This window comes from Shewanella sp. 0m-8, assembly GCF_052977265.1.
This window is the reverse complement of the sequence record NZ_JBRIMB010000005.1, coordinates 14,952-36,911: the sequence shown is the minus strand read 5'-3', so window position 1 is coordinate 36,911 and position 21,960 is coordinate 14,952. Positions and strand designations below refer to the sequence as shown.

Here is a 21,960-nt window from a genome sequence, read left to right as displayed (position 1 = left end):
ATAATGGGCAAAAGTGAAAATACCTTACTTGCATTAGAAGCGGCTCTTGAGCGCATTGTTCAAGGTAAACCCAAATACATCCCTACAACTAGAAAATTAAGCGTAAGGGCAGTAGAAGAGGAAGCCAAACTCGGCAACGGCAGTGGCTACTACTACCCTGACTTTGTTGAGAAAGTGAAACAAATAAAGGCGGACATCGCCAAAGACAATGGTGAATATACCAAACCAGAAGTGGATGCGGTTCGTGATAAGCTAAATGAGCAAAAACGAATCAAAAGTAACTTTAAACAAAAATATGAAGATGCAAGGGAAAAGCTATCGCTGATTGCAGCCTCTCAACACCATTTGAATGACCAATTAGTGAAAGCATTAGCACGAATTGATGATCTGGAGTATGAAAATACAGAGCTAAAAAGTCAGGTAGTCGAATTAAGAAGAGGGAAAGTCACTGCGATACAATGAACACGATAAATGAATAAGTTTTAACTTAATATGTCAGGTTCCCAAATATACAAACGATTGCTAGATTAATGTGTAATGAAAGTGAAATTTTCATCTAAGGATTACAGTCACACATACTTGTCAATTCTCCTAACTTAACAGCATGTAAAGCTATCCTTTATCATTAAAAGTATCGACGTCCTCTTGAATATGTAACTTATTCAAGGCTAATTGATTTTGTAACATAATCAAAATTGGGGTTTACATGTCTGAAGAAAAAGTTGAATACAAGGTAACGCATGGCGGATTTAGAACCGGGGCTGGTAGAAAAACTAAATATGAAAAAACTGTCGTTATGAGAGTTCCAGAAAAATATAGAGCCGCGATCAAAATGTTAATTCAGCATTTAGATGATTGCGAAATGATAGATAAAAACAACACCGGTGTGAGGTCCGAGCCTGTTTTCATTCGATCCCTTCAAGACAAACCACAAAAGATAACTATTATGGTTGATCCAGTTTCAAAGGCTTGATTAAGTTACAGTATCAAGCTGAATAATCACCAATAATCAGAGTTGAATCAAGTAAAGTCATTTCAACGCCCCAACTCTAGTCCTAGGGCTATAGTTTCTTGTTTGAAGCGACCAAATATATTCATCACCTGGTCATATGAAGTAGATAAAAAATCTTCATCCAACAAACCATCGGTGCTTTCACTGAACTCATTAAGTTTGATCTCTTTGTCAACCAAATCAATGCTAGGTTCATTCAAAGCAATAGCTCTATTTTTACTACTAATCTCATCGCCGACAAGCAGTGAACCCATTGTTTCAAACCTTACAGTATCAGCTTCAAAAGGCACGTCATGTCTAACCCTATAGGCATACTCAAGCAGTTTTGGCTCCGCTGGCATATAAAGAATCGCTTCCTGGTTAATAGCGTCAGTAACTCTAAGTATTCGTCCAAGTGTTTGTCTAAAACACATTTCAGTTCTTATGTTTGAGAGATAACAACACACCTGTAAACGTGGGATGTTTGTTCCCTCGCTAATCATCCCTACAGCAATAATCCACTTGGAGTCTGAGTGCCTGAATCGTTGAATAATAGCTGTTGGCTCACTTTCCTTATAAGTAGCGACAACAGTTTCTTCATGAAACCATTTTTTGACTAATGTTGAAATTCTATTTGCCTGTTCTATCGATGAAGCTACGATTAGGCCAGCGGCCTTAGAGTTTTCTAGTCGTATAAAATCCAACTTTTTACTAGCTGAAGTGATGATGTGTTTGATTACATCCTCATTTTCGATTACGTCCTGGTATGCCACTTGGGAGTTAGACAGTAGATCATCAAAACTTTCAAATACGGCGGTTTCATTATTTTCTATTACTGAAATATGATTGTTATCAACAGCGATTATCTGAGGTACGCGACAAACACCGTCTAAAATAGCCTCATAAAGCCCATAAACGTAATCACATGAGATTTGACCATCTGGTAAGGCATAGCTAGAAAAAACGATAGGGGCTGTATCTGAGCGCCAAGGAGTACCGGTTAATGCCATGGTGAATTTAGCTTTGTTCTGAATGTTTAGAATAATATGCTCTCCCCATGAATTCGCATTATCGACAGTAGACCCCGCACAATGATGGATTTCATCGAAAATAACGAATACTCGATATTTTTCAAAAAGCTCCCAAAAAGCACCATCTAAGTACTGCAAATGTTGATAAGTAAAAGCTCTGCCCTTGGAACCAATTAGCCCGTCAAAACGTTCATTTGAACTTAATTGCAAGCACTCAGCAAAATCCATAGAAACTATCGAGGATGGGGAAAAGCAAAAGATTAAATCAACAAGGTCATTCTTCAATAGGTGGTTAGATAAAACTGAGGCCATCAGAGTCTTTCCCGAACCAGGGGTAGCTAAAACTAAGAAATGAGACTGTCCATTAAGGTATTGTTTTAAAGACGAATCTATACATGCATTTTGCCAACGTCTAAGTCTCATATATTTCTCTGTTCGATGATCGCTTCAATAGCCTTGATTTTCCCCAGCAACTTAGTGCTATTTTCCCTAGCTAAATTGTACTTAGGTTGTAACTCTTCAGCTAAATCAGGCAACTCTAGGTATATCTCTTTGTATGCCTCTGATTCACCTAAACTCAATAATAATTCTGATTTATAGTAGTTTAGTTTTGCGCTCAATTTCTTATGCTCATCAATGCCGTATTCATTAGAAATAGGTAATAAAGCTATAGGCTTGACAGGGAGCCTTTTGGCATCAAAATGAACTGTTTTTTTGAATCGAGTCAGTCCCTTTTGTTTGGGAATATTCCTCTCTAACCAGCCTTTTTTTACTAACTTCATTAATTCTGCATAAATCATTCTCCTGACCTCTGCGCTTTCCAAAGTGGGGTCTTTTTTTAATGCAATATATGCTGACCGGACATCACTTGTTGTGAACTTATCAAAGTTTTCTGCTTCAATGATTTGAGCTACGAATGGGTCTAACATCAAAAACAGATCCTAATAATTTATCACGAATGGGTATTATAGGGCGTGGTGCCTTCCACCTCAATATGAAAATCTAATCATTTTACCTGGAGTGTTGATAGGTGAGTGATTTAGTAAATGAATTTGGTGAGAAATTAAGATATCTCAGAGTTAATGCTGGCTATTCTCAAGAGGCATTTGCAGCATATGTCGGTATTGAAAGGGGGAACTATGGAAAAATGGAAAGGGGTTGCGTCAACATCAGGCTGGAAACTTTATACAAAATAGTTAATGCACTTGACTGTGAGTTTGATGAAATTCTACCTGAGAGACTCAAGTATAAAATAAAACTAGACTAGTGCTAATATTCAAACTACGCGTGACTCACCTATTGGGGGAGGGTTTAGGTTAATAAAATTATTATCTTATCAGTTAAGATTGTAATGAAACTTATAAAAAGGTCCCAAAGCCACATTGTTTAATCAAATTTTAGTTTCGAATTCATGTGAGTCAGCACAATCTAAATACTCATCTCCGGATAATTCAACACTTTTACTTTCTATGTATTCAAAGACCTTAACCATGAAATTGTAGATACACAGATTAATGTTAACAACTTTGCCATACCACGCCAAAATAGAGGCGATATTATTGCTTCTATTCAGGTGAGGATTATTCATCAACTACCACTTCTTGATAGTTACTAAGAATCGTCAGATCTGTATATTTGGTAGCTAAACATCTATTTATTTGTACCCGTAATCATATATAAATAGATGAGATAATTTACCTAGTTTTGTAAGCTTTGAATAAATTCACATAAAACATTACAGATCTGTTACGGCTAGACTTAAAGTGCTTTATTTACAGTTACTTAATCGTTTAGCGAGTCGTTAAAGTGAACATAACCTTTTCAACCATTACAACACTTGTCTCATTGAGCCACCGGAACAGGCCTTGTTGTATAAGTCAGAATCTGCAATTTGAAAAACAGTTCAGTGTCTAAAAAAACTAGGGGGTTACCATCATCAAGGTGTTTTAGATATTCCTGAACATTTGCAGGTCGGTTGGTAAGTGTCCATAAAACCTCCGAATTTTTACCCATGGCTATTTTAGAACGGAATCGAGGAGGCGATAATAACCATTCAATGACTTTCAAACGCAGTATTTGTTAAGTATCATAGTGTCTTTTTCTAGAAGCCGTAAATATGACAACAACAGTAGAGTACATTGACGATGCAGGGATTGCACTTGGTAACGCTGTATTCACTGATATTTCCGAGATTTTAATTCCTGATTTTAAGGTAGAAAAACACGACGTTTATATGCGTTATTGCTTTAAAAGCAAGCCAGATACGACTGTGTGGAAAGTTATAGACTTGGTCATAAATGGAACAAAGATAACCATACACCTCTTAGGTGTTTCAGCCCCAGAATCTTTAGGGAATTTTGCACAAAACCAGTTTTCTAAAAAGCCTTCTACAATACTTCGTTCTAATCAATACCAACTAGTTGAAGTTGAATTTGGTTTTCAGCAGCATATTTTCAGCTCAGAGTTAAAAGGGAAGAATAAGAACTCCTCAATTGCATTGATGCCTGGTGAATTACATAAAAAACGACCATGTATAGTGATACATTGTGAAGATGAAAAAGCTCAAATCATCCCCTTAACGACTAGACCATCGCCTGGACATCCAAAGCAATTACCTATAAGCCGAGAAAGCTTCAATGGCCTCTCAAGTCGCTACAAAAAAAATGATAGTAGTGCTTTAATCTCAATGGTACAAACTGTTTCAGTATATCGAATCTTCCCAATGAGAAACAAAGATGGGAATTATTCAAATGATTTTACTAAACATAAATTATGCAAAATCGATAAAAGTGCTTTAATTGACATCCTAAGTAAAACATACGCAAAAGCAATAATATCAGAGGCTTCCGCATTGGCGTTACGATTGGAATCAATGACTAATGAAAAAAAGAAGCTATTGCAAAATCTAGAATCTCTCAAAGAAAGTATTAAAACTAAAGATGCTGAAAATGAACAATATAAGACTTCGATTAGATCTGCTGCCCAGTACCTCGATCTTGAAGGCTCATTCGATGATCTGATGCTTGAAATATCAAAGCTTAATTGACAGATGCGTCAAAATTGACTATCTTTACAGCATGGTCTTAGCGATGGGCGTATCAACCTGCTATTACGACTAGTTAATTATTTGTGCTTTTTAGTTCAAATCTATGACTACTGATACACATTAACAAATTACAAAAAAGTCCACCAAGTGTGGGCTTTTTTTGTTTTTAAACTATTAATTCCATATAGTTATCCTCTATTAGATATCGATCTCAAATCAACTTGACCCTCTGGCTATTGTAATAAGAATTACGATAAATAGTGATACACCACATACCTTAATCCTATATTAGCTGATATCTTAGTCATGATTTTGACTTTGAGCTAAGGGATTTGGCATGTCTGTTATTCGCCACATAGAAATACAAAATTTTAGAGCAATTAAGCAGCTATCTTGGTTTCCCAAGCCTGGACTGAATTGTCTCATAGGTCCTGGTGATTCGGGGAAATCGACAATTTTAGATGCTATAGATCTTGCTCTAGGTGCAAGACGTTCATACTCTTTCAACGATGCTGACTTCTATCAGCTAGACACTTCATCACCATTAACTATCACGGTCACAATTGGCGAGCTTCATGATGAATTAAAAAATGTTGAGCGATACGGTTTTTTTCTTCGAGGTTTCAATTCTGAGACCAAAGATATCTCCGATGAGCCACAACCAAATTGGGAAACGGTTCTTACTGTTAAGCTTCACGTAGATGCTGACTTAGCGCCTGATTGGCGATTATATTCTGACCGTGCAGATGCTGATGGTCTCGAACGTAGATTACCTTGGAAACACCGAGAGCTATTATCACCTGCCCGACTTGGCACTACCTCACATCAAAACCTAGCATGGGGAAATCGGTCAGTACTGAACAAGCTTTCTGAAGATACATTAGATGTATCTTCAGTTCTTGCTCAATTGGGGCGGCAAACCCGTCAAGCCTTTGCAGCACAACAAGTACAGGGGGTCACAGAGGTTTTGAGCCAAGTCCAACAAATTGCCAATGGTCTTGGTGTACCAGTTGGACAGCTTAGCGCTCTTCTTGATGTAAATGGAATATCCATGTCCAATGGTGCCATAAGCCTCCACAATAATGATGGAACACCTCTAAGGCAATTAGGAACAGGATCATCACGCCTTCTCATTAGCGGTCTACAAAAGGCAGCTAGTTGTTCTAATATTCTTATCGTAGATGAAGCTGAATATGGTCTTGAACCATACCGTATTACTAGATTGCTTAACGAACTAGGTTCAAAAGATATAGAGCCAACGCAACAAGTTTTTATTACAACTCACTCACCTTACGTCTTGCGCGAGTTACAGGCTTGTCAGTTGCATGTTGTTCGTAAACTGAATCATCTTCCACCGATACAAAATGTGCCAGCATCACATCCGTTATGCTCACACTCCATCTTCTCCTTAAATGATGGAGAAGAGCAACAATCAACACTAAGAGTCTGTGCAGAAGCTTTTTTGAGTAAAGCTGTAATCGTTTGTGAAGGTAAAACTGAAATCGGATTAGTAAGAGGGATTGACCTATACAATCAAGATAGCAATCATCCGACAATTCTTGCAAAAGGAGTTTATTGTGCCGATGGCGGTGGCGATAGCATGTTCGCAAGAGCAAGAGTGTTCAAATCTCTTGGTTATCCTATATCTCTTTTTAAAGATTCTGATAAAGCACAACAACATCAGCAACTAACCGCTGAAATGGTAGGTATAGGAATACCTATTTTCGAATGGCTTAACGACAATGCAACTGAAGATGCTTTATTTTTAGCATGCCCATTAAACATAATTCCAAACCTATTAGCGTTAGCAATCAGCCGTAAGGGCGAAGACTCAGTTAGAGCAAACATAAGTAACTATTCAAATAACCAAATTACCTTAGATGACTGTCGAGAACGCTTCAATGACAGCCATAGGTTTGTATTAGCAAAAGCGGCAAATAAAAAAGGTTGGTTTAAAGACATTGAACCCGCAGAGGATATGGCTCGATATATAATCGGCCCTAACTTTCAAGGTTTCTCCCCGATACTCATTAGCAATCTAACCAACCTTCTCTTATGGGCTAGTAGCCAAGGTGAGGCATAATGAGAGTTGAAGCCGTTCTCGATGCAGAACGGGGGGCAATTGTTGCTCCTGCAGGTTGCGGTAAAACCCATTTAATCACAGAGACATTATCCGTAAAAAATACCAAGCCTATATTGGTGCTAACACACACCACAGCAGGAGTTTCGGCACTAAAAAAAAGACTCCGAAAGCTTTCAGTGCCAACGTCGCACTACGTTGTAACTACCATTGATGGCTGGGCACTTCGTATAGCAAGTAGTTTCCCTGTAACCTGTCCTATTCATTCTTCACCAGAAACTCCTCGGCTTTTCTATCCAGAAATCAGGCAATCAGTATTGAGGTTGCTCATTACAGGTAGCATTAGTGACATTCTACGAGCATCATATTCACGACTACTTGTAGACGAATATCAAGACTGTGACGTTAACCAACACAATCTAATTGCTTCACTTTCAGAAGTTCTCCCGACAGTTATTTTTGGCGACCCTATGCAATGTATTTTTAACTTCGGAGGTCCAATGCCTGATTGGGGCGGCGGAGTTCTGCAGCAATTTCCACTTATAGGTGAATTAAATACACCATGGCGTTGGAACAATGCTGGAGCACCATTGCTTGGACGGTGGATACTTGAAACAAGGGAGGCACTAAAACAAGGGGCAAGAGTTGACCTTAGAACATGTCCCGCTCATGTAATATTGCACCCACTGACAGACGTAGTCCGAACAGACATAACTAATCAGCATAATGCACAACACTCTATTTTAAATCACTACCCAGCAGATTCTCTATTAGTAATTGGTAGCTCAATGGATGAACGTTCAAGGCATGGTTATGCTCAAGGTAATTCGCGAATTGAAGTCGTTGAGCCAGTTCAACTTGCAAGCGTGACTGGTGCCGCAAGGCAATTTGATGACAATACAGGGGTAGCTCTTTCAGACTCTATTTTGCAAGTTGCTAGTACTATGATGACTAATGTCGAAATGGCAACCACATCGCAACGAGTAGACAGTATTCTCAATAGTCGAAATAGGACTCCTGCAACAAATAGTGAGCAAGCACTTTGTAACGTTGTTATTGATAGTTCTCGATCAAATATCCTTGAAGCTCTTCAGCAAATAGAGCTAAAAACGGGTACTCGTGTTTACCGTAAAGGCGCATACAACGCTTTAAAGGACTCTTTATCTCTTGCTGTAACTTCCCCAACAATGAGTATATTTGAAGCAGCGTCTTCAATAAGAGAACGCTTACGCCAGCAAGGAGATAAACGGATACCAAGTCGAGCGATTGGTTCGACCCTTTTGCTCAAAGGCTTAGAGGCCGATCATTGCATGATTCTTGATGCGCAAGCTCGAGGAATGAACGCAAACCACTTGTATGTTGCACTTTCACGTGGAGCTAAAACGATTACGATATTCTCTCGTGACGTTTATATTCCATAAAATGAAAATATTAAAGATGGGCTTATAAAATGAAATTTGATTACCTTGCCGCTTTTCCGATACAAGAGGAATCACTTCCGTCAAAGCTTCGTGAACTGTTAACACCTGTTGGGCTATCAGCAAATATAAGAGTAGAAGTTGCTGCCATGCAAGAAACAGATCAATATGGTCCAAATGCTGAGCACCTTCATCTGCAAATGGCCGTTGTAACAGATAACCAACAGTTGAAAACTCTAACAGAAGCTGGAAACGGTGTTGTTGAGTATTCTGTCCCATGTCACGGAGATGTTGGCAGCATAAAAGATTTTACGCCTTCAATATCAGGTCACGATTACATTGTTGCAGCATGGGGCAGTAGCTCGTTTTATTCGTATAGTTTGTCTGAAAAAGTCTGGATGGCTCTTGGATTATCACCTCGCTGTGTTGGCAATGATGAACAGCGCTTAGTTTACGATGACTTAGGTCTTCCTGAATTTGATGTCGCAGATGGTGAAATTTCGACTCAATACCACTACTCACTGAAAAAAAATGTATGTTGGCGAATGTCGAACGAATATCTGAGGCGCTATTTGTGGTTACGAGGGGCTCGAGGCTTTCGAGTGTTCTTTTATGAAAAACAGCTAAATGATACCCCCCAACTTCGCGAAATAATGAATGGAAAATCACACATAGTTCTCAAACCAACAGAGGGCATAAAATGGTATGAACTGGACATAAGTGAGCATAACAATGGACTTCTGCTACAACTTTGGGCATCTGTAGAAGCGGTAATGCCTGAACTGTGTACAGAGCAAAATGCTGATGATCTCCTTTGGCCAGGAGATAAAGCCCCAATGACACATGCTAGAGCAAACTCTCTTAGATCTCATAACCCAGTTTATCTTAATGATAGATTTTTAGAAAAATACGAACAAAGTACTTTTTACGATACAACCCCCTTCAAAGCATGGGCGAAATGGAATTGCAGCCCTTCCTATCAAGGACAGTGGAGTTTCACTGAATGCCAACGGGTCGGTAGAAATCTCATAAAAATTCCAATGAGAGAATTATATAAGCCTAAACCAGACCGTGAAATTGTTCATGCATACGAGCATGTCATTGATCCCACTGATTTGGAGCATATTGACTTAGATGAAGAACATATCGTCAATAAGGTGCAACGGTTACTAGATGCACTACTAGATTTGGGTGATGGCCTATCACAACTAGGAGATAGTATAGGGCTGATGAACTCTGCCGAAGAATTAACAGGATTCAGTCGTAGAGAATTTGAAGCGAATGGGTGGCTAAAATATCCAATGCTAAGCCGCCTAGCGCAAGTAGCGCCTGTCGATATGACCCAACAAATGTTTTTAACTCGCTGTAAAAGTATGCACGAACTATTACAAAAAATTCCGAACGGATTCCTTAAGTCTCTTCTTATTAAAGCTGGCTGCCCTCGGGCTAAAATTAGAGATCTCGGCAGTCTAAAGCTCATTCAATCTTTATTAAACACACTGGAATCTTTAAACAACCAACTTGAATCCGTTCATGACTTTCCATCCGAGCATGAACCTGAAGGTTGGAAAGATCTAAACCCGAAATTAGCCCCCCTCTTTTTAAACAATGACCTTAGAATAGCTGATGCACATGATGCAATGGAGAAGTGTATAGATACCTTGCAAAAGCTTGGTTTTGATACAGCTAACCTAAGTAGCGGTTATGGAAAGGCACTTGATTTCGTAATGGACGGTGTAATTGCTTCGCTAGATCTCATCGCCAATGAATTACAACAATTACTGCTTCGTAATGAGTAAAGAGTAAAGAGCTTGATAAATAGAGTAAGCAACTCCTCAGTTACTCATATGTGATTTCTATAAGGGAACCAAAATTTTGATCGATTTTTCTACCATCAATGCCTTTAACAAAGGTCAAAGAGAGTCTTTTGAAGATCTCGTTTGTGTACTCGCCAGACGTGAATGCCCGGAAGGCGGTATAGAGTATCAACCCAATGATGGTTGTGGCGGAGATGGTGGAGTCGAAGCAATCTGGCTTCTCAGTAATGGAAAAAAAATAGGTTATCAGGCGAAGTTTTTTCCCTCACTAGATACTGCCCAATGGCAGCAAATGGATGAATCTGTAAAGCAAGCATTAAAAGTACATCCTGAGCTTCAAGAATATGTCTTCGCATTACCAAAAGATCTTACTCCAAATAAGGGAACAAAAGGAAAGTCTCAATGGGAGAAGTGGAACGATCGAGTACAAACATGGAAAGGTTGGGCTGCGGAAAAATCCATTGAAATTCATTTTAAACTTTGGTCAGAAACCGATCTGAGAGACATGTTACTCAGGGCTGAAAACGCCGCTTTGGCCAAGTATTGGTTTGGCAAAGTAGTTTTAAACGATGCTTGGTTTCAAAACCAAGTCGATGTTGCTAAAAGCACACTAGACGATCGTTTTAACCCTGATGACCACGTAGAAGTAACGATTGAAGCCTTATTTGATACTTTAACTCGTGGTCCTCGAATAACTAAGCAGTTAATAAATGCTTTTAATGAACTAAAAAAAACAAGAATCCCGAATGCTGAGTTCTCATCAATAGAGCCTGTATCAAGTACTGATGCATTTTCGCAAGCCACTAAAGCGTTGAGTGAATTAGTAGAGCTTAAAAACACATTTCAATGTGACTTTAGCCAAAAATGGGACACTAACTCTACAGTCAGTTCATTAAATTCTCTTCGTGAAGCTGTATGGTCACTCGAAAGTCAATATAGTTTAATCGACAAAAAGGAACTTAATGAGAGCGATAGTCAGAGACTGAAAAACACTTTTAAAAGCCTACGTGATGTTTCTTCAGCTAGCAGTGCATTGAGTGACACTATTCGCCATCCTAATGTTGAAGCTGAAGCACAACAATGTGCGGTGATTCATGGACCAGCAGGAGCTGGAAAGTCTCATATTCTTGGGCAGATCGCGGAGCAACGAGAAAGCGAAGGCTTGCCAACAGTTCTAGTTCTAGGTCAGAGCTTTTCAAATTCAGTATTTTGGCCGCAACTCGCTGCTCTACTAGGAATAGAAGGAAGCTCTGCTGACGATGTTCTGGGGCAGCTTAACGCTGCAGGTGAACGAATTGGTGAACGGACTCTTCTACTATTTGATGCAATTAACGAAGGTGTAGGTTCACAATATTGGAGACAGCACTTAGCCGAGTTTGTTAATGAAATTAAAAAGTTTCCTTATTTGGCCGCAGTGTTCTCATGTAGGGAAGAGTATCTAACATACTCACTCCCTAGCTCCCTCAAGGCAACTTTACCTAAATTTAAGATAAATGGATTTTCGACACCTAAAGAGCTGGAGCAAGCAGCGATTCGTTACCTTGATAGTAAAGGTATAGCTAGACCGAATACGCCATGGCTATCGCCAGAGTTTAGTAATCCATTATTTCTAAAAAGTACCTGTGAAGCTTTGCATGCAAAAGGTGAAAAGGAGTTCCCACGTGGCCTAACTGGTATATCTCAAATTATGGTGCTCTATTTAGATGCCTTAAGTTGGCGTACAGGGGTAGAAACGGCTGACTCTAGTGCTATTTCAAAATCAATTTTGCAGTGTGTCAGGTTGATTGCAAATAAAATGGCAGCAGATGCTTGCGACTATGTAGAACTTGAACAGGCTACAACACTTGCCAAGGACAGCTTTAAAGATAGAACCCCACCAGAAGGAAAAACTTGGTTAGAGGTTCTGATTCAAACAAGTTTGTTTCGACGAGACCCACCTCCTTACTCTAAAAATGCAGATCCACTCGATTCTCCTTCAGAGTTGGTACGCTTTTCGTTTCAAAGATTTCAAGATCATCTTATGGCTATAGCTCTGACTCAGAAGATAACTATTGAGCAAGCGCATATAGCCTTCGATAAAAATGGTCCACTTAATTTTTTGTTTAACCGTGGTAGCTTGGCTCATGGTGTTAAATCCAAATATGCGGGGTTGGTTAGTGCGTTATCTACAGTATACCCAGAGAAGCTTAAATTAGAATTTGCCAAAACATTGCCCAATTGGGAACAACACTGGCAAGAAGAACAACTACTTCAAGTGGGATTTGGAGAAAGTTTTAAATGGAGAAGTCCTGATGCTTTTTCTGGTTCAACAAGCGAGTTATCAAAAAAACTAGACGGCAGGTACCTCGAACCATATGGACTTCTAGTGGAAGTTTCAATGGCGATTGAGCATCCGTTTAATGCTTTGCATTTGCATACTCATCTAAAGCAGTACTCAATGCCAGAAAGAGATCACCGCTGGACTCAATGGGTAAATTGGGCTTCGAGAGAAGAATTGAGCCAAATTGATCGTGTGGTGTCCTGGGCATTATCAGTTTCTGAACTAACTACTGAAGTTAAACACATGGAGCTGGCTTCTATCGTATTGGTATGGTCGCTGTCATCATCTTACATGACCTTACGAGACCGAGCGACAAAGGCACTAACCAAACTATTTATATCAAATTTAGGAATATATGGCTTTTTACTCGATAAAATGCATGACTGTAATGATCCATATGTTATTGAGCGGCTGTATGCTGCAGCATTTGGTGCGTGCTGTATAGAACAGAGTAATGAACGATTAAGTACCTACTCAAAAAACACCTATACAAAGATTTTTGCTGATAAAAAACCACCTGTAGCCTTGCTTACCAGAGACTACGCATTGGGGATAGTTGAACTAGCCGATGCAAAGGGTGCCCTATGCGATGAAGTTATTTTAGAAAATTGCTACTCCCCATTTAAAAATGATGTACCTAAGTTTGATCTGAATAATGAAGAAGTTGAGGCTATTGCTGAAGCGTGCGGTGGGAAACAAATCTTCGATTCCGCATCTAGTGAGTGGGGGGATTACGGGAAGTATAGTATTCCTGGACGCGTCGATAGCTTTTTGACTACAGCACTTGATAAGCCAGCACCTATATCAAAAGAGAAACGTAAACATCGTTTTATCCAAGATGTAATTCAACCTTATAGCGGCCGAGCCCTGGCGTTAGAGGAGTTCAAAAAAGCATCCCATGCCTCTAGCATGGTAGCTTTCTTGTCATTTGCTGGAGATAAAAATGAAGAAGAAATTTTACAAGAAGAAAATAAGTGTAAAGAAGAAAGACATAATGCCCTCTGTAGTTTAGAAGACCTTCTAAACGAAGAGGAGAAAATAAGATTCAAGATTGAGTATTTAGGTGATGGCAACCAAGAACAATTTAAGAAAATTGATGTTCAGCAGTGCCGACTGTGGATCACTAAGAGGGCTTATCGTCTGGGTTGGAGCTCTAAACTGTTCCCTAGAGATGGATACGGTTCTACCAACTCTAGACATGAAAATGACTTTGAGCGAATTGGCAAAAAATATCAACGTATTGCCCTAGATGAGCTACAAGCTCGTCTGGCGGATAACTTCTGGTATCTGCAAGACTGGCCCGAGCAACCATGTATCTATCGGTATAGCCACCAAGATTTCCGTCGTAATATTGAGCCTACAATTCTGCCAAACGGGAATCAAAGCATAATTCCTAATGCTCACTCTAACAGCTGGATGACAGAGCCTAATATCAAACTTCCAAAAGTTAATGAAGAATATCTAAAGCTCTGGCCTTTTGACGAAGATCCAACTCAGTCTATGAAGAATAAAATTGTAAAAGTTGATAAGGAAGGTAAAAGCTGGCTAGCATTGTATGAGTTCAACTTAGATAAGCAAAAGTATAACGAGCCTTGCCCAGGAGAGCATGGACTTCGGTATGAAGAATTCAGATTCTTTTATTGTTTATTCGTGAAACGAGGGAAAGCAAAAGAGTTAGCGGCATTTCTGGAGTCAAATCAGTCCATAGATGGTCACTCTTATCGGCCAGTGGAGTTTACAGATGGGCCTTACTTACACGAAGCATATTGGCGTGAAACTTGGTCATCTGAAAAATATACAGAACGTTCATCTGATGGATGTGAATTTGCAATACCTGTAGCTAACTACCTTTGGGAGAGCCACCTTGATAAATCACTTCCAGATGGGTTTTCCCTGTATATGCCACAAAAGTGGTTTGCTGATGAGCTGAAAATTTCTATGTCTGAAAAGACCCCTTATCAATGGATAGATAATCTTGGCAGCATAGTAGTGCAATCTAATAGCTCTTTCGAGGAGCAAACCTCAGTCATCATTGATGAAGATGCTCTCAACTCCTATTCTGAAAACTTTGGAATCGAGCCAGTTTGGCTGATGATTGCTGAACGAAGCGCTTATCCTAATGGAAGCAACAAAAACTTTTGCGGTCGAAGAGCAGAAGGAGTTGTTTGGAAAGAGAACGGTTTTTGGAAGCAAGTTGAGTGGAATAAAGATACTAAACGCTGATTCGATTAATGATAAATAGTCTGGAAAATGATATGTTGATATCTATATTTTTAGGAAAAATGACTGTCAAAACTCATTTTTCTGGAAAATACACATACGCCTTGCTGTTAAAGGCTTTACAGAAATCTTCCAGATTCCACGTGTGGCAGTACTTTCACACAATGAGATAATCCGTTCATTATCAATACTTTATTAATAAAAAAGCCGCTAATCAGCGGCTTTTTTGTCTCTTGAGTTTGACGCTCAATACCAGTAAATCCTTTAACTGGTATTGAACTCACACGCTATACAGCGCTAACAATATGCTTACTTAGCTAGGTGTATTCAATCTTGCTTGAATCGCTAACTTAACATCTTCCTGAGCCTGCAAGGCTTCCCCTTGCTCCTTCTCACGCATAAGCGTATCAAAGCCAACTCGCGCTTCCTGTGCTAGCTGTGATGCTTCTAACTTAGTTTGTTTAGCCTTCATCGAATCATCTGTTAACTGGCGTAGCTGCTCGATAATCTCATCGGGTGCGTCACCTAGCTCAACACTCGACTCTCCGCGTGCCAGCGCTTCTCTACGCAATTGCTTTTTCAGCTCCCAGATAGCATCGTTAGCTTCACGCTCAAGCTCTGCCGCTTCAATCGCGTTATCACGCAGTCCTTCAAAACGTGCCAATGCCTGACCTTCCTTACTCCAAGGATCAACATCTGGCAGATCAGAAATATTGATCACCGGATCGACATAATCATCTTGATGCGCTAAGTCTAAGGTCGCTGCTTTAACGCCAGAGATCATCAACATAACTGCGATAATCAATAACGGCAAACCACCTACAATAGCCGCAGTTTGCAAGGTTGCCAAGCCCCCCATAAACAATAGGGCCGACGGCATTAATGACAAGGTGAATGCCCAAAACAAACGGTTCCAACGCATCGGATCTTCGGTCACATTGGTTTGTACAACCGACGCCAGAATATAAGAAATCGAGTCAAACGTGGTGGCGGTAAAAATCACACATAACAGCGTAAATAGTGCGATGACGACAGTGCTAAACGGCAGTGTTTCTAAAATCGCGAAGATCGCGCGAGTCGCGCCCTCAGCATTAAGAATGCTAACCACATCAAGCTGTCCAGATAGCTGCAACGATAAACCGTAGTTACCTAGGATGATGAAGTACAATGAACAACCGAGTGAACCGAAGAATACCGCACCCGATACCATCTGCTTGATTGTTCTACCACGAGAAATACGCGCAACGAATAGACCCATACTCGGTGCAAATACTAACCACCACGCCCAGTAAAAAATGGTCCAATCTTGTGGAAAGTGTGTATCCTCAAAGGTTCCCATACCACCAAAAGGTTCAGCCCAAGTCGCCATAACAAAGAAGTTAGATAGCATGCGACCGATTGAGTCTAAACCGGTTTCCAACATGAAAATAGTTGGACCACAAATCAGTACAAACAGCAGCAAAGCTAACGCACCCCAGAAGTTGATATTACTCAAGATCTTGATGCCTTTATCCATCCCCATATAAGATGAATAAGCAAAAATGGCCGTACACACCATCAACACGCCAATTTGACTACCCGTCGAGGCTGGAATGCCAAACAAGTAGCTAATACCTTCGTTGATCAAAGGGGCCGCTAAACCTAACGTGGTTGCCGCGCCGCCTAAAAGACCGAAGATAAATAGAATATCGATGACTTTACCCAATTTACCAAAACTATTTGCTTCGCCAATTACAGGCATAAGCGCAGCTGATACCTTAAGTACAGGCTGTTTACGCACATAAAAGAAGTAAGCGATAGGGATGGCTGGGATCATATAGATACACCAAGCGATTGGTCCCCAATGAAACAAGCCGTAGGTTGCCGCCCAACGCACCGCTTCTTCACTTCCCGCTTCTAGCTGGAAAGGTGGGTTTTGGTAGTAATAAGCCCACTCAATAGTACCCCAGTAAAGAATACTGGCACCGATACCACCACAAAATAGCATAGCCGCCCAAGACGCCAGTGCGAATTCAGGCTTTTCATCAGGATCGCCCAGTTTGATTTGGCCGATATCTGAAAACACGATATAGATCATGAAGAAAAAAGCAGCCAATCCCAGACCTAAATAGGCAAAGCCTAATTTGTCTGTCATAAACGTTTTAGCTACCGCAATCCATTGCGCCCCTTGTTCAGGAAATACCAGTAAGGGGAGAACCACAGAAAACAGTAATACTAACGCGCCGAAAAATGTCGGCTTGTCGATAAGCTCAAAGTGCTTTTTCATTTTTATTGTCCGCAACAACCTAAAAACAGATTTGATTAAGTGCACGCCACAGGCTGCTCGCCGCACTGAGAGAACCAGACGGGTTTGATACTAAGTTAAAGAGTATGAGTATTGTGTGTGAACGGTTTTTTTTGTGAGTCTTATAACACTCGAAAGTTATCCAGATTACGATTAATATGGACTAAGGATAAAATAATGTTAATTAGCCTAACTGTCGACAAACTTATCTCTCGAATCAATCAGAATTGTGACCAAGTTCTCACATAGTTTTACCCGCCAAAAATTAGGCGTTCAGAAAACAACCAAAACACAACCAACCCCTTTATAGACAGGCTTTATGGACACGCATAAAATGGTTATAACGCCTCACGTCTTTAGGTTAAAAGCATATAAATGAGGCTTTCGGGCAAAATCGAGCCTAAACATGCATAATTCACTTTATTAGGTTGTTCCAGCACATTAAATCAACACGACAGTTCTCTCTAACAAACAAGCTGTAACGTGGATTTTTCTGTGCGATTCTGCTGATTGAAACTGGTGGGAGAGAGTGATTGATATAAAGGGAAGTTGTAAAAGTACCTGTAGAGGAGTGTGGCAGGAGCGGCTAGAACAGTGTCAAAGTAGCAGGCACGATATCATCGTGCCATACAAAACAAGAATCGCTTAACGCTAACAGCGTCAGCAAGCAATTATCGCCTCTTATACACCACACAGAAATTACCGCGCTTAGTACGGCACTTTGAACATCTTTCACAATCCACTTCTGCAGTACTCCCCTCAGACCAACGCTTAAGCAGGTGTGGCTCGGCAAGTAAAGGTCTTGAAAGAGCAAAGAACTGAATATGAGTACTCGCTGCAATCTCTTCAATGGCGCAGATATCCGCTAGGCCGCCAACGGTAATAATGGGGACGTTTACCTCCTGGCTAATCACTGCGCCATATTCACGGAAGTAACCTTCACTTTGTATGGTATAACCATCGAATGATTCACCTACCACGGCATTAGCATTACCGTGAATGTTACCGGATATAATAATTGCATCGACGCCAATGGACTCCAGCTTCTTACAGATGCTGCGGGTCTCATCAAAAGTTAAGCCACCATCGAAAAACTCAGAGGCGGTTAACTTAACGAGAATTGGGTAGTCCTCGCCAACCAACTTGCGGATCTCAGCGTAGATCTCCAGCAAAAAGCGCATGCGGTTCTCAAGACTGCCGCCGTATTCATCCTCTCGCTGGTTGTAATAAGGGCTTAAAAACTGATTGATTAGATAGGTATGCGCAGCATGAATTTCAACCCCATCAAAACCAGACTCTTGCGCGCGGCGACTCGCCTGTGCAAACGCGTTAACGATGTAATCGATCTCGGCTTTAGTCATCGCCTTACCCAAGGTTTGAGTACCGCGCTCAGCAATGGCACTCGGGGCAAAGATCACTCGCTCACCCACATTGTAAGTGGTCTTAGTGCCACCATAAGCCAACTGCATAACAATCTTCGAGTCGTAACCATGTACCAGCTCAGTTAGCTTTTGGTATTCAGCGATAAACGAGTCGTCATACATGCCCATCATGCCAGCGTTAGGCTTTTCTTCAGCCACAATGTTGGCGTAGCCCGTGACGATTAATCCCACCTCACCTTTAGCCAGCTCTTCATACACCGAGTACAGCTTGTCGGTCATATGGCCAGTTTCAGTTGCCATATTTTCCCACGTCGCACTTCTTACAAAGCGGTTTTTCAGTGTCATGTTGCCAATATGGCTGGGTGAAAACAAAATGCTCACGTGCAATCCTCTTAAATCATATTCAATGCTAGCTAGCAACGTTGCCCAACAGTAAAAACACAACAGCCACGCATAAGGCATGGCTGTTGTGTTTATACTGTTCTCTCTCAATCAATGTATCTTGATCAATATAAGAGCGCAGCAGGCGCAGGATCCTACGCGCAAAATATAAGAAATTCCTTAAGCTAGGTTCAGCTTTTAGAAATTAATCTTGCATATGATTACCCAGAGCATCCATCTATACCCAAATGACCTCAAGATGCTCGTTTCAGAGCTCTATAGTTTAATATGTTCGAAACACTCAGCCATGGATATTGCTACTTGTTAGCAAAGAAATCCGTCGCTTCTATCAATGCTGTTCTGATCCCGGGCTCGCTAACCGCGTGCCCTGCATCTGGGATCACTAAAAACTTCGCCTCTGGGAACGCTTTATGTAGATCCCAAGCCGCTTCAAAAGGTGTGATCACATCATAACGCCCTTGTACGATAACAGTAGGAATGTGACGAATGACATCGATATTCTCGAGTAGATAATTATCGCTTGGAAAGAATGCACGGTTTTCAAAGTAGTGGCACTCAACACGAGCAAATGCTTCGGCAAATTCATCTGAACTAAAGTGCTCTTCACGAGCCGGATCGGGTAACACAGATAACATGCTGCCTTCCCATTTTCCCCACACTCGCGCAGCAGCGATTCTTAACGCTTTATCATCACTGGTAAGGCGCTTGTAATAGGCATGAATCACATCATCACGCTCATCTTCAGGGATAAAACCAATATATTGCTCAAATAAATCAGGGAATAGCGTGTGCCCCCACTGATAGAACCATAAAATTTCTTTACGGCGCAGCAAAAATATTCCACGCAATACCAACTCATCAACAACTTGTGGATGATTAATCGCATAAGCCAGCGCCAGTGTGCTGCCCCACGACCCACCAAAGACTTGCCATGTATCAATGCCTAAATGCGCTCTAATCTGCTCCATATCGCTAATAAGACCCCAGGTTGTATTATCTTCGAGGCAGCCTTTTGGGGTACTTTTACCGCAACCTCTTTGATCAAAAATAACAATACGATACAAGGCAGGGTCGAATAAACGTCGACACTGAGGATCGGTACCAGCACCAGGCCCACCGTGCAGATATATCACCGGCTTGCCATTAGGGTTACCTGATTGCTCAACATAGATTTCGTGAACATCAGACACTCTCAGCATTTCTTGATGATAAGGTTCTATTGGCGGGTAAAGTTCGGCGATCTCATTGTTATTCATATACAGATCCTAATATTGTTATCTTGATGTGCTGTTCAGCAGCGAGATGTTGATTGCGTCAAGACGCTGCAGCCGTTTATCGAGGATAAGCATTGCGACTTTGACGATGCATTATTGCATACGCTAACCCAGCAAAATCATGAAACCTTTTCAGCTCAAAATCGAACATGAAAGTGCAAAAGGCTTGATGTTATGAATTGGGTCCATTAACGAGAAATATTGAAGTATATGATTCTAGCCGTCTTGGTTATTCTTGCTGAACACTTTGATTTAAAATCACTAATCCGCTAATGTGTCGCTTTAAATCCAAGCCTATCATTCAGCTTGATTGACGTTTTTTTAGTCACACCCAGAGACAAGCCCTATGTACACTCGGATGTTGCCTTGTATTTTCGCTTCACTAGTTTCAAGTATTGCTTTTCCAGTATTCGCCGCCGATGACTTAAGCGGGATCTGGCAAGGCACCTTAGGCAAGAGCAAAATTCGTGTCTGCTTTAATGAATACGGCACAGGCAGTTATTACTATCAGCGTTACTTAACGCCAATTAGACTCGAGCAGGTCGATAACCATTGGCAAGAAGACAAGCAAACTGACTTCTGGCAGTTTGATAATGTCAGCGATCAGCAACTTACGGGGCTCTGGTTCAATAAAGAACGCTTTAAAACCGAGAGGTTCAATAAAGAGTTGTCCAATACTGAGCCCTCTCAAAATAAGCCCACAAAATCATTAGCCATTACGCTTGAACGCCAAATCAGTCCTGATGGCATCAATGACTGCAGCAGCGATGCTTTCAACCAGCCACTAGAAACAGCGCCAAAGCTTAGCCGTGGTAAATGGCAGCCATTTGAGAATGAAGACTCTGAGTCATCTACTTCTGACCAAGCTAATCCTCAGTTATCAGGATCTCAGCAGACTAGCTATCGCCAACTCAGCTATGGCACAGAAATCAGCTTGGAGCTTAAAGGCGAGCAAGCAGGCATACCGGCGATTAACCAGTGGCTAAAGCAGAAACTAACGAGTAAGACTCAACTTGCAGAAACCTTTGAAACCCGCCGCAGAATGTTGGCGCAAACCGGCCTGCCAATCACAGATGAAACTGGAGCTGAAATCGATTTTATTAACCAAGATTGGCTAAGCGTACGATTTTACCGCTGGGCAGCAGGTTATGGCGCTGGTGGCATCAACCGTACTTTCACTAGCTTCAATCTTAGTGATGGCCAACCATTCAACCCATGGCAATGGTTTAGAGACGATGCAGCCCTTGATGAAATGTGTCACCAACTGCCACCAGCCCTACGCGAAAAGCTATTTGCCGACATGGAAGTTTTTGAGGATTGCGATAACTCAGACGGCTCAGGTTATTTCTACCTCACCCTCAGCCCAAAAGGCATCGAGCTATGGGAAACACCTAACGGCAGCGGCTGTGAAAACGAGTTCACACTCAGCCCCCAAGAGGCGATGCCGTTTGCCACCGAATACGGTAAGAGTCAGCTTAAGCTAATGGAGTAAAACTCCATTACTAGGTCAAAAATATAATTTAGACATCCATTATTATTTACTTCACAGCTAGCTAGAACTAAGCATTGAACTTGGTTGTTTCCAACTCACCTAAAACGTCCATGGCTGTCTCATAAGCACGCTAGCACGAGCTGAACATGATTTACGAGTAGACGATTGACAACCTGAGTGAATTTCACACAGCAGAAACGCCA

The 21,960-nt window shown here is 41.0% G+C and carries 14 protein-coding genes; 9 read left to right on the top strand and 5 right to left on the bottom strand.

Annotated elements, in window-relative coordinates; all coding sequences use genetic code 11:
• Positions 1–3 precede the first annotated feature (3 nt).
• On the top strand, positions 4–462 hold the full coding sequence (locus ACVBIO_RS03750) for a hypothetical protein (protein ID WP_447172010.1): 459 nt from the start codon (positions 4–6) through the stop codon (positions 460–462).
• A gap of 244 nt (positions 463–706) precedes the next feature.
• Positions 707–973, top strand: a complete 267-nt coding sequence (locus ACVBIO_RS03745; protein WP_447172009.1) for a hypothetical protein — start codon at positions 707–709, stop codon at positions 971–973.
• A gap of 62 nt (positions 974–1,035) precedes the next feature.
• Here the strand turns inward: ACVBIO_RS03745 and ACVBIO_RS03740 are convergent, their stop codons facing one another.
• Together ACVBIO_RS03740 and ACVBIO_RS03735 are read right to left on the bottom strand one after the other, a co-directional pair.
• Complete coding sequence (locus ACVBIO_RS03740) at positions 1,036–2,445, bottom strand: DEAD/DEAH box helicase (RefSeq protein ID WP_447172008.1); 1,410 nt, start codon at positions 2,443–2,445, stop codon at positions 1,036–1,038.
• Positions 2,442–2,951: a hypothetical protein gene (locus ACVBIO_RS03735; protein ID WP_447172007.1), complete on the bottom strand. Its 510-nt coding sequence runs from the start codon at positions 2,949–2,951 to the stop codon at positions 2,442–2,444. The genes ACVBIO_RS03740 and ACVBIO_RS03735 overlap by 4 nt, the downstream gene beginning before the upstream one ends.
• A 101-nt stretch (positions 2,952–3,052) precedes the next feature.
• Between ACVBIO_RS03735 and ACVBIO_RS03730 the strand changes: the two genes are divergently transcribed.
• The 6 genes from ACVBIO_RS03730 (at position 3,053) to ACVBIO_RS03705 (ending at position 14,926) form a co-directional block, all read left to right on the top strand.
• Positions 3,053–3,289, top strand: a complete 237-nt coding sequence (locus tag ACVBIO_RS03730; protein ID WP_447172006.1) for a helix-turn-helix domain-containing protein — start codon at positions 3,053–3,055, stop codon at positions 3,287–3,289.
• A gap of 849 nt (positions 3,290–4,138) precedes the next feature.
• Positions 4,139–5,068: a hypothetical protein gene (locus ACVBIO_RS03725; protein WP_447172005.1), complete on the top strand. Its 930-nt coding sequence runs from the start codon at positions 4,139–4,141 to the stop codon at positions 5,066–5,068.
• Positions 5,069–5,405: 337 nt separating this feature from the next.
• A complete protein-coding gene (locus tag ACVBIO_RS03720) occupies positions 5,406–7,151 on the top strand; it encodes an ATP-dependent nuclease (protein WP_447172004.1) in 1,746 nt (581 codons plus the stop codon).
• Positions 7,151–8,569 carry a UvrD-helicase domain-containing protein gene (locus ACVBIO_RS03715; RefSeq protein WP_447172003.1) on the top strand — a complete coding sequence of 473 codons (1,419 nt, stop codon included), beginning with the start codon at positions 7,151–7,153 and terminating at the stop codon, positions 8,567–8,569. Before ACVBIO_RS03720 ends, ACVBIO_RS03715 begins: the two co-directional genes overlap by 1 nt.
• A gap of 29 nt (positions 8,570–8,598) precedes the next feature.
• Positions 8,599–10,365 (top strand): hypothetical protein, encoded by a 1,767-nt coding sequence (locus ACVBIO_RS03710; RefSeq protein WP_447172002.1) that lies wholly within the window; start codon positions 8,599–8,601, stop codon positions 10,363–10,365.
• 76 nt (positions 10,366–10,441) lie between these two features.
• Positions 10,442–14,926 (top strand): hypothetical protein, encoded by a 4,485-nt coding sequence (locus ACVBIO_RS03705; protein ID WP_447172001.1) that lies wholly within the window; start codon positions 10,442–10,444, stop codon positions 14,924–14,926.
• 310 nt (positions 14,927–15,236) lie between these two features.
• On the opposite strand, the gene ACVBIO_RS03700 is transcribed toward ACVBIO_RS03705, so the two are convergent.
• The 3 genes from ACVBIO_RS03700 to pip all read right to left on the bottom strand — a co-directional run bounded on the left by ACVBIO_RS03700 (position 15,237) and on the right by pip (position 20,247).
• Complete coding sequence (locus ACVBIO_RS03700; RefSeq protein ID WP_447172000.1) at positions 15,237–17,189, bottom strand: BCCT family transporter; 1,953 nt, start codon at positions 17,187–17,189, stop codon at positions 15,237–15,239.
• 689 nt (positions 17,190–17,878) lie between these two features.
• A complete protein-coding gene (locus tag ACVBIO_RS03695) occupies positions 17,879–18,970 on the bottom strand; it encodes an NADH:flavin oxidoreductase (protein ID WP_447171999.1) in 1,092 nt (363 codons plus the stop codon).
• A gap of 317 nt (positions 18,971–19,287) precedes the next feature.
• Positions 19,288–20,247 carry a prolyl aminopeptidase gene (pip, locus tag ACVBIO_RS03690; protein WP_447159033.1) on the bottom strand — a complete coding sequence of 320 codons (960 nt, stop codon included), beginning with the start codon at positions 20,245–20,247 and terminating at the stop codon, positions 19,288–19,290.
• Positions 20,248–20,611: 364 nt separating this feature from the next.
• On the opposite strand from pip, the gene ACVBIO_RS03685 reads away from it, so the two are divergent.
• Entirely contained in the window at positions 20,612–21,757 is a 1,146-nt protein-coding gene (locus ACVBIO_RS03685; protein WP_447171998.1) for a hypothetical protein, read from the top strand.
• Positions 21,758–21,960 lie beyond the last annotated feature (203 nt).